General features: G+C 38.1%; 7 protein-coding genes, 3 pseudogenes and 1 CRISPR repeat array. Of the genes and pseudogenes, 7 read left to right on the top strand and 3 right to left on the bottom strand.

All coding sequences use genetic code 11. The annotated features are described in order from the left end of the window. From V2H77_RS01665 to V2H77_RS01645, 7 genes and pseudogenes are all read left to right on the top strand, one after another. Window positions 1-797 (top strand): phage tail protein (locus V2H77_RS01665; RefSeq protein WP_341497408.1); only part of this gene is annotated, 797 nt, incomplete at its 5' end. Window positions 798-998: 201 nt separating this feature from the next. Then, a CRISPR array of direct repeats spans window positions 999-1,866; the repeat unit is 28 nt; unit sequence GTGTACTGCCGCACAGGCAGCTTAGAAA. 444 nt (window positions 1,867-2,310) lie between these two features. Then, a complete protein-coding gene (locus V2H77_RS01660; RefSeq protein WP_341497407.1) occupies window positions 2,311-3,228 on the top strand; it encodes a phage tail protein in 918 nt (305 codons plus the stop codon). Between the two features lie 51 nt (window positions 3,229-3,279). Next, window positions 3,280-3,357 (top strand): annotated as a pseudogene (locus V2H77_RS23555) (hypothetical protein); the annotation flags it as partial. 306 nt (window positions 3,358-3,663) lie between these two features. Next, entirely contained in the window at window positions 3,664-4,566 is a 903-nt protein-coding gene (locus V2H77_RS01655) for a tail fiber protein (RefSeq protein WP_341497406.1), read from the top strand. 433 nt (window positions 4,567-4,999) lie between these two features. Beyond that, window positions 5,000-5,747: pseudogene (locus V2H77_RS23550) on the top strand (tail fiber protein); the annotation flags it as partial. Between the two features lie 173 nt (window positions 5,748-5,920). Further along, window positions 5,921-6,622, top strand: coding sequence for a tail fiber assembly protein (locus V2H77_RS23545; protein ID WP_445935447.1), 702 nt, complete (start codon window positions 5,921-5,923; stop codon window positions 6,620-6,622). Window positions 6,623-7,063: 441 nt separating this feature from the next. After that, window positions 7,064-7,465, top strand: a pseudogene (locus tag V2H77_RS01645) (tail fiber protein); the annotation flags it as partial. 191 nt (window positions 7,466-7,656) lie between these two features. Here the strand turns inward: V2H77_RS01645 and V2H77_RS01640 are convergent. The 3 genes from V2H77_RS01640 to V2H77_RS01630 all read right to left on the bottom strand — a co-directional run bounded on the left by V2H77_RS01640 (window position 7,657) and on the right by V2H77_RS01630 (window position 8,737). After that, window positions 7,657-8,025 (bottom strand): Mor transcription activator family protein, encoded by a 369-nt coding sequence (locus tag V2H77_RS01640; protein WP_036843675.1) that lies wholly within the window; start codon window positions 8,023-8,025, stop codon window positions 7,657-7,659. Next, window positions 8,018-8,446: a gp16 family protein gene (locus V2H77_RS01635; protein ID WP_341497404.1), complete on the bottom strand. Its 429-nt coding sequence runs from the start codon at window positions 8,444-8,446 to the stop codon at window positions 8,018-8,020. The genes V2H77_RS01640 and V2H77_RS01635 overlap by 8 nt, the downstream gene beginning before the upstream one ends. Window positions 8,447-8,545: 99 nt before the next feature. Continuing rightward, window positions 8,546-8,737 (bottom strand): hypothetical protein, encoded by a 192-nt coding sequence (locus V2H77_RS01630; protein WP_088371061.1) that lies wholly within the window; start codon window positions 8,735-8,737, stop codon window positions 8,546-8,548. Between the last annotated feature and the right edge of the window lie 462 nt (window positions 8,738-9,199).

Below are 9,199 nucleotides of genomic sequence, written 5' to 3'. Positions count from 1 at the left end.
CTCACTTGTTAAATAAAGTATTGCGTCAAGCGTCAACGGTATCATCTGTCGTGGCTGATTTTATTGCGGCACGATCTGGCAATGATGTTTTGGATGATGGAAATATAGCTAAACTCACAGCTCAATTAAATAAAGCGTTAGAACAAAAAATTACAACAGATATTCCCGGCGCTTCATTAACTCAAAAAGGTGTTGTCCAGCTTACAAATGTGATTGGCAATAGCGATACATTGGCGGTTACACAAAAGCTTGTTCAGGAAGTAATAAATTCATTACGTGAATATACCCGCGAAGAGATAGATAATCGAATTAAAATAGCTAGTGAAATCCCAGTCGGTTCTCCGATTCCGTGGCCGTTACCTCATCCGCCGTTCGGTTATTTTACTTGTAATGGTTCAGCTTTTAATCGATTACAGTATCCGAAGTTGGCGGAAGCTTATCCTGACGGTAGATTACCTGATTTAAGGGGCGAATTTATCCGCGGATGGGATGATGGTCGAGGTATTGATAATGGCCGCGGAGTTTTAACTCATCAGGGGGATGCTATTAGAAATATTCAGGGCTCATTTCCTGGGGCGATAACACATAGTTTTGAGCAGGCAGCAAAAGGGGTTTTTTATGGTAGTGCAAATTTTGGAGTCGCTATAGATGGTAGCTCTAAATCAGTAGGTCATTTTACCTCAGATGTTGTATACACTGCATATGGTTTTGGATTCGACGCGTCAAGAGTTGTTCCTGTAGCACCAGAGAACCGCCCACGCAACATAGCCTTTAATTACATAGTGAGAGCAGCATGATGACTGAACAAAATACCCTTTAAATCAGAAACAGAAGGAGAGGTTGTTCCCCTTGGGTGGAGGGAATTTTGACCCTTTTTTAAAGGTAAACTTTAATTTATTGATTTTTAAGTAAATATTATTTGTCTCGTAAAAAAGGGTTTTTTATTTTTTATAATGATTACTCTTCAACATTCAGTAGGTTGGGGTTAATATGTAACAGTGTACTGCCGCACAGGCAGCTTAGAAACATAATGAAGTAGCTAAACGACTACAATCAGCGTGTACTGCCGCACAGGCAGCTTAGAAATTTTAAAAACGATAAATATCCCCACTCAATCAGTGTACTGCCGCACAGGCAGCTTAGAAAAACAGCCGCACCTGTATGCTCTGTATATTCTGGTGTACTGCCGCACAGGCAGCTTAGAAATAATTATGTCTGGGCCGCTGCTTTGACTGGCGGTGTACTGCCGCACAGGCAGCTTAGAAATGTGTACCGTTATCGCCGTTACGCGTATAAGTGTGTACTGCCGCACAGGCAGCTTAGAAAAAATATCGGCAGAAATACTCAGCACGCCGTTAGTGTACTGCCGCACAGGCAGCTTAGAAACGCAACGTGTAATGAGAGGCATCACTATTACCGTGTACTGCCGCACAGGCAGCTTAGAAACCTTGCCATTCCAAAACAGCACGACCATTGTCGTGTACTGCCGCACAGGCAGCTTAGAAATGAATCGGCATACTGGCATTCTCATATTGTTAGTGTACTGCCGCACAGGCAGCTTAGAAATGATCACATTAAGAGAGTCTTGGCTGAATTTAGTGTACTGCCGCACAGGCAGCTTAGAAATATAAATGATGGCTTAGCAATTTTACCAGAAAGTGTACTGCCGCACAGGCAGCTTAGAAATGTGTCAGTACAAACTGTATATTCAATTCTTTGTGTACTGCCGCACAGGCAGCTTAGAAAGTAGACATGGTTGAATTCCATGCGGGATGGTTGTGTACTGCCGCACAGGCAGCTTAGAAAATGATGGTAACGCAACTTGGGACGTAATATTGGTGTACTGCCGTACAGGCAGCTTAGAAAGTTAGCATTCTCATTTACCGATCCGTTTTCAGAACTGGCGACTTAAGTTCTATTGATGAGAACAATGAGTGTATGTTGTATGAAGATGGAGAGTTCTGTGGCGTTTCAGAATACTATAGTTTAGATGTTTGTGCCTAAATTTCGTAAGATTCATCTTAGAATTTAAAACAAAAGGAGTTGCAGGAAGAAATAGAAGGAATAAGAGAAAAATAGCATCCAGATGTTAACTATAAACGGTTTAGATATATTTTCGATTCTAAGATATTTAATTATTTATTGCTGACAATTATATAAAAACAGTCAGCCTCCTAATAAATAGGAATGATGTATTACTCTTCTTTATGAACTAGACTCTAATTTGAATAAATTACAATCGGATTATTTTTTTTCAGTAATTAAATATGTTGATTATAAAAAATATTATTTTTCTTAAGGAGAAGGTATATGAGTTACAAGAATGATTTTAAGGCTTTTTCTATTAGTGATAATGCGAATGTAGTCAGTCAAGAAAAATATGAAGAGAATCAGAGTTTGCAGACTGGATTTTTACCAGATAATGTTCCCACTCACTTGTTAAATAAAGTATTACGTCAAGCGTCAACGGTATCATCTGTCGTGGCTGATTTTATTGCGGCACGATCTGGTAATGATGTTTTGGATGATGGAAATATAGCTAAACTCACAGCTCAATTAAATAAAGCGTTAGAACAAAAAATTACAACAGATATTCCCGGCGCTTCATTAACTCAAAAAGGTGTTGTCCAGCTTACAAATGTGATTGGCAATAGCGATACATTAGCGGTTACACAAAAGCTTGTTCAGGAAGTAATAAATTCATTACGTGAATATACCCGCGAAGAGATAGATAATCGGATTAAAGCTGCCAATGAAATTCTTGTCGGTTCTCCGATTCCGTGGCCGTTACCTCATCCGCCGTTCGGCTATTTTACTTGCAATGGTTCAGCTTTTAATCGATTGCAGTATCCGAAGTTGGCGGAAGCTTATCCTGACGGTAGATTACCTGATTTAAGGGGAGAATTTATCCGCGGATGGGATGATGGTCGAGGTATTGATAGTGGTCGTGGAGTTTTAACTCATCAGGGGGATGCTATTAGAAATATTCAGGGCTCGTTTCCTGGGGCGATAACAAATGGCTTTCATCTGGCAACAAAAGGGGCTTGTTATGCTAGCGCAACTTTTGGGGTGGGTACAGACGGCAAGTCCAAATCGGTAGGTCATTTTACCCCGGATGTTGTATACACTGAATATGGTTTTGGATTCGACGCGTCAAGAGTTGTTCCTGTAGCCTCGGAGAACCGCCCTCGCAACATTGCATTTAATTACATAGTGAGAGCAGCATAATAGCTGAACAGAAATACTCTTTGAAAGCCAGAAATATAAGAAGCTGCTTTATTTGAATGGAGAAAATATTGGGTATTATTGAGCAGAGCAGATATTTTACAAGCTTCCGATATTGGAATGGTTGGATAAAATGAGGTAGTAATAAAGCCGGTTAGCCCGGCTTTATCTTTTTAAATTCTGAGGTGTATCGGCTAGGGAAACCGGTTAGGATTACGATAGGTTAAGACCCACACATAAAGTCATTAGAGAAATTCATAATGTTGAACTACTTATTGCTGCCAATGATACAAAAACGGTTAAGCTTATAAGTAATAAGAACACAGTATTGTTTTTTTCCTGAACTAGACTTTCATTAGCATGAATTACAGGGGATTATTTTTATAATAATTCAAAATGTTGATTATAAAATAACATTATTTTATTTAAGGAAAATATATGAGTCCTAAAAATGATTTTAAGGCTTTTTCTATTAGTAATAATGCAAATGTAGTCAGTCAGGAAAAATATGAAGAAAATCAGGGTTTACAGACTGGATTTCCTCAAGATAATGTTCCAACACACTTTCTAAATAAGGTGTTACGCCAGTCATCAACCATATCATCTGTCGTTGCTGATTTTATCGCGGCACAATCTGGCAATGATGTTCTGGATGATGGAAATATAACTAAACTTGGTGCTCAATTAAATAAAGCATTAGAACAAAAAATTACAACAGATATTCCCAGTGCTTCGTTAACACAAAAAGGTGTGGTTCAGCTTACAAATGTGATTGGCAATAGTGATACATTGGCAGTGACGCAAAAGCTTGTTCAGCAAGAAATAAATTCATTACGTGAGTATACTTATACCCGTGAAGAGATAGATAACCGAATTAAAGTTGCCAGTGAAATTCCTGCGGGTTCTCCTATTCCGTGGCCGTTGCCTTATCCTCCTGTTGGTTACCTCACTTGTAATGGTGCATTTTTTAATAAATTACAGTACCCAAAGTTAGCGGAAGCTTATCCTGACGGTAGATTACCTGATTTAAGAGGTGAGTTTATTCGGGGATGGGATGATGGCCGTGGTGTTGATCCTGGTCGTGTGTGTGGTTCGTGGCAAATAGATACAATGCAGAAATTAGGTGGGGCGCTTGAAGGCGGTAATAACATCGGTATGATGACGCGGCCGCATGACAGCACGAGCGGTGTGTTTTCGGAAGGGCCGGCTCGTACAATTGTTTATCAGCTAGTTGCAGGTACCGGGTATGTAATCTATTTTGATAATTCAAATGTTGCAAGAACATCACATGAAAATAGACCCCGTAACATTGCATTTAACTACGTTGTAAGGGCAGCATAATTCTAGTGGCCGGAGTAGCTTGAAGTAAGAATAAAGCCGGTTAATCTGGCTTTATTTTTTCATTCTGAAAACAGAGAATTCAGAACTGGCGACTTAAATGTATAGATGAGAACAATGAGCGTGTGTTTTATGAAGATGGAGAGCCCGGTGACATTCTAGAACACTGCCACTTAGATATTAATATCCAGATGTCAGGAGATTCATTTTGGAACTTAAAACATAGGAGGTTACAGGATAAGATAGAAATAATAGGAGAAAAATAATTTCCAGATGTTAAATATAAATTTTGGTAATATATTTTTGACGCCAAAATTTGAACTACATTCTTTTTCTGAACTAGACTTTAATTTGAGTGAATTGCAGGAGGATTATTTTTGCAATAATTCAATGTGTTGATTATAAAATAATATTATTTAATTTAAGGAGAAAGTACATGAGTCATAAAAATGATTTTAAAGCTTTTTCTATTAGTGATAATGCAAATGTAGTTAGTCAGGAAAGATATGAAGAAAGTAAAGGGTTGTTGACTGGGTTTCCACCGGATAATGTTCCCACTCACTTGTTAAATAAGGTATTACGTCAATCGTCAATAATATCATCAGTCATTGCTGATTTTATCGCGACACAATCTGGTGATGATATTCTGGATGATGGTGATTTAGTTAAGCTTACCGCTCAATTAAATAAAGCTTTAGAACAAAAGTTTACAACAGAAATTCCTGGTGCTTCATTAATACAAAAAGGTGTTGTTCAACTGACTGATGAAGTCGGTAATAGTGATACATTGGCAGTGACGCAAAAATTGGCTCAGGAAATAGTAAACTCACTGTATGAAAATATGAATGGCAGAGTGCCTAATAGTCGAAAAGTGAATGGTAAAGTGTTGACTGAGGATATCAATTTGAATGCGGCAGATGTGGGAGCGTATTCTAGAGAAGAAATAGATAGGCAAAATAAAGAAGCTAGTAATATTCCTATTGGTGTTCCAATTCCTTGGCCGTTGCCCTATCCACCTATCGGTTATCTCACTTGTAATGGTGCATTTTTTAATAAGTTACAGTACCCAAAGTTAGCAGAAGCTTATCCTGACGGCAGATTACCTGATTTAAGAGGAGAATTTATCCGAGGATGGGATGATAGTCGAGGAGTTGATAGTGGACGTGGGCTTTTGTCTTGGCAAAAGGGATCGCTGATTAACGGTGATATTTTGACCTCTGTGGCAACGCTTGCCAATGTATCACGAGGAAGTGCGAAATATGGATGGGATGATCCTGTAAATATAGCACAATTGTATACAGATGCGACAGTAGTGGGGGGAGGGATATCGTGGAAGAAGATTGATGCGGATGTAGTCATGAATTATGTTGGTGTCACTCGTCCCCGAAACGTTGCATTTAACTACGTAGTAAGGGCAACATGCAGAGTAATGGCTGAACAAAAAGATTCTTTAGAATCTGAAGTGGCAGTATTAGGTAAAGATGGGTTAGCAGAAAAGCCCGGTTGGTTGACAATTTATCATGCAGCACCATATTCCCGTGAGTTCATTTTCGCTCGCCCGGAATATCTAATGGAAGGAGTAGGGCTACCAGCTAGTTCCTATACTGATGCGCCAGAACTTCCAGATTCTGATAATAAAGTGGTTTGTCGTAGTGAAGATGGTAAGAATTGGGAAATTGTACCCGATTACCGGGGGAAAACAGCTTACAACACGCAAACTTGTTTGCCGATTGAGATAACAGAAATCGGTGAATTATCAGATACGCTAACATTCAAAAAACCTGCTACTCATTTTGATAAGTGGACCGGAGAAGAGTGGGTCGTTGATGAAGTTGCAGTAAAAGCCAGTCAGATTGAACAGGCAGAACAACAGCGAGATACATTGCGTCAACATGCAAATGAAGTGGTTACATTACTGCAACATACCGTTGATGTTGAAATGGCAACAGAGGCAGAGAGAATAGCATTGATGGCTTGGAAAAAGTATTTTGTATTATTGAGCCGTGTTGATATTCTGCAAGCTCCTGATATCGAGTGGCCGGAGCAGCCAAGTCATTGAAGCCGGATAACCGGCTTTATTTTTTACGTTTTTTATGACTAATAACTTAAATGTGTCAATAAGAACAACGAAGGTGTGTTTTATTAATATGGAAAATCCGGTGACATTCTATAATACGGCCGCTTAGATATTCGTGTCTAGATGCCAGAAGATTCATATTAGAATTTAAAACAGAAGAAGTTGTAGGAAGGGGTAGAAGAAATAAAAGAAAAATAATTTCCAGATATTAAATATAAATTTGGGGGTGTATTTTCTACACCAAAATATTGAACTACTTATTGCTGCCAATGATACAAAAACGGTTAACCTTATAAGTAATAAGAATACAGTGTTATTTTTTTCCTGAACTAAACTTTGATTTGCCTGAATTGCAGGAGATTATTTTTACAGTAATTCAAGATGTTGATTATAAAATCACATTATTTGATTTAAGGAAAGTATATGAGTCACAAGAATGATTTTAAGGCTTTTTCTATTAGTAATAATGCAAATGTCATTAGTCAAGAAAAATATGAACAAAACCAGGAGTTGCATACAGGATTTTCTCCGGACAATGTTCCCACCCACTTGTTAAATAAGGTGTTACGTCAGTCATCAACCATATCATCTGTCGTCGCTGATTTTATCGCGACACGATCTGGCAATGATGTTCTGGATGATGGAAATGTAGCCAAACTTACCGCTCAATTAAATAAAGCGATAGAACAAAAAATTACAACAGATATTCCCAATGCTTCATTAACACAAAAGGGGGTTGTTCAGCTTACAAATGTGATTGGCAATAGCGACACACTGGCGGCTACACAAAAGCTTGTTCAGGAAGTAATAAATTCATTACGTGAAGAAATTAATATACTGATCATAAGTAAGATATTTGACAGGGAACTGAAAGATAATTATGGGAAAAACTTGGACTAAGTGGGAAGTTATGGAGATTCAATTGTAAATCCTTTTCAGTATTTGAAAGGCAGACCGAACGAGAATCATGCTTAGTCTGCCATCTAATTTTACTAAGCTCAATCAGTTTGACCTGCCTATTCAGACTCGTTATCAAATAACTTACCTTGCAGGCGATCTAGTTCTTCCTTTCGGATACGCTTCACTACGCTGTAAATCCATTGAATAGAAACACCAAACTTGCGAGCCAGATCATGATGATTTTTACCGTTAAACTCGTTGAAAATCTCACGATCACGGAGGCTGACTTTCCAAACCATGCCCATAGGAAAATAGACATTTTGACCGCCCCAAACCTGCATCATATGGTTCGCAACAGCTTCGCCAATTTGTTCAGCTAACGCAGGCTCAACATGGATTATTTCACTGACCGTACAGGCTGTGTGCTGTGCCAGTTCTACCAGCAGTTCAGGACCTTTGCTACGAAAGTTATTCACATCATTCATACTTTTTCCTCGTGACGCGGTTCCGCCACTTCTTCAGTTTTTCAATAATGCTGCTGGCTTGGCCTGAATCCAACCACTGTAAATCATCAATATCCGTTTCACGCTTAACCCAGTGAGCTAAGGCTTGTTCAGAACTATTATGAACAATACCTATAGATGCCATTTCCAACCACAATGCACGTATCTTCTTTGAGTGGGGGTGGCAATCTAATGAACGCGATGTTTTGGATTTCTCAGGGGATTTAATCTTAAAACCGCGCTTTTTCATCGCATCCAAAACGCGAGTTAACTGCGGGATATCCATTTCCCGCGTAGAGGCTTTTCCGGTTTCTGAAAGTAGCATCTGGCGATACGTATCTTCATCTAGTTTTAGATTACTATGTGCAATATGAATAAGCTGAATAAGTTTCTGTTTTGCCATCTTATTCATACCTCTGCTATGTACTCTCTAATTGAGTAAACCAAAATAGTCAGCATTAACTTGATACTACTGAACCTGACTTTTCGGTATAAGGCCGTTTTATCCATGAGGGGTCTCCAGTGGCTGTAAATCCCATGTTGCCACAGATACACCGTATTGCTGACTACAATGTGGACAAACCAAGATTAAATCAACAACCCACTCACCAAACTCAAGAGTCTGAATAACTTTAGCTTGTTTTAGATTCATTTTTTCAACAGGTTGTTTGCAGTGATTACATGTTATTTTCATAAGTATGTTCCTTACTTAATTTTCTGTTCAAATAGGATAATTAAAAAATTTTCTTTTCCTGAATTAGTTGACATTCCACTAATATCTTTTTCAACAGCTTTATTTACATAATTGTTGGGTGTAGAAAGCGGCTTTAGATTTAAACAGAACTTTCCTTTTTACCATATTTAATTACCTGCTACTTAATGAATGTATTTATTAATACCAATATATTCACTTCTTTTCCTCAACAAAGAAAATTTTTTCAAAAAGATCGATAATGAAATGCCGGTATTAATATTTCCAAGACTTCCTTTTCTCTGGTTATGGTATGTTACATCCTTGTTGTAACCAACTTGAAACTAATAAAACCAAAAATTAGTCGAATACGCCTTGCATATTTAACTTGTGATAAGGCAGTTTTAATATGAATATTGCCAATATTAATTATTAAGTAGAACTTTTTCTCATAATGATATTTTA

Origin of the sequence: Photorhabdus sp. P32 (assembly GCF_038085095.1) — a bacterium.
In the GTDB taxonomy this organism is placed as follows: domain Bacteria; phylum Pseudomonadota; class Gammaproteobacteria; order Enterobacterales; family Enterobacteriaceae; genus Photorhabdus; species Photorhabdus luminescens.
The sequence above is the reverse complement of the archived record's forward strand: the minus strand, read 5'-3'. Positions and strand labels throughout refer to the sequence as shown.